Genomic DNA, 1,231 nt, shown 5'->3' with positions numbered 1-1,231 from the left:
AATGATCTGGGTAACCTGCTGAACCGTACGGTAGCGATGATCAATAAGTATTTTGACGGTGAAATCCCGATGTATAAAGGTTCTGAAGGACCATTTGACAAAGAACTACTTTCTGTCAATAAAGCAACAGTGGCACAGTATGAGGAAGCAATGGAAAAGATGGAATTCTCTGTAGCGCTATCAAGCCTGTGGCAGTTAATAAGCCGTACCAATAAGTATATTGACGAGACTCAGCCGTGGGTGTTGGCGAAAGAAGAGAAGAAAGATGAATTAGGAAATGTCATGGTTCATCTGGCAGAAACTCTTCGCCGTGCTGCAGTTATGCTTCAGCCATTCCTGACACGAACTCCTAAGAAAATATTCCAACAATTAAATGTAGATCAGGAAGAATTGACGACGTGGGAAAGCCTTGAAGAGTTCGGCATGATTCCTGCCGGCACACAAGTTGTAAAAAAAGGAGAGCCGATCTTTCCGAGATTGGATATCGCTGAAGAGGTTGAATACATTCAAGAAAAAATGCGTGGCACGGCACCACAGCCGAAAGAAGAAGCAAAAGAAGAAGAGGCGCCGGAATCAGAGGAAATCACAATTGATGATTTCATGAAGGTGGATTTCCGCGTGGCGACAGTAACACATGCTGAGCCGGTGAAGAAAGCGGATAAGCTTCTTAAAATCCAACTTGATCTTGGCTATGAAAAACGCCAGGTTGTTTCTGGAATTGCAAAATTCTATAAGCCGGAAGAGCTGGTTGGAAAGAAAGTAATCTGTGTAACCAACCTTAAGCCGGTAAAATTGCGTGGAGAATTGTCTCAAGGGATGATTCTGGCAGGGGAAAAAGATGGAGTACTTTCATTGGCAAGTGTAGATCAAGCTCTGGCAAATGGAGCCAAAGTAAAATAAACCTTAATAGGGAGAGTGTTCCACGTGAAACACTCTCTTTATTTATCCAAAATATGTTTAACGTTTTTGACAGGGGGTAACAATAATTCTGCATCTGTTATGAGAATGTTGTGCAAAGACTGCTGCTTACCTCTTTCTGTATTTGTGTGCGATTGATTGGAGTCGCGCATCTGAAGCGGAAATCAACTATCTCATACAATACATAGGAAAATAGACTTTTTTATAAAAATGATTAAAGCGAGCCAGGGAATCCAGGCACATCCATATATTTCATTTGTTAGGAAAATGTTACATACATGAGAAGCTTGTCATAGAAGAATATTGTAAAATA

At 41.0% G+C, this 1,231-nt stretch carries 1 protein-coding gene; it reads left to right on the top strand.

What is annotated here, in order from left to right; all coding sequences use genetic code 11:
- On the top strand, window positions 1–900 hold a 900-nt coding region (gene metG, locus BSG1_RS19585), incomplete at its 5' end, for a methionine--tRNA ligase subunit beta (protein WP_006838986.1).
- Between the last annotated feature and the right edge of the window lie 331 nt (window positions 901–1,231).

Origin of the sequence: Bacillus sp. SG-1 (assembly GCF_000181495.1) — a bacterium.
Lineage (GTDB): Bacteria > Bacillota > Bacilli > Bacillales > Bacillaceae_B > Rossellomorea.
This window is presented reverse-complemented; position numbering and strand designations above follow the sequence as displayed.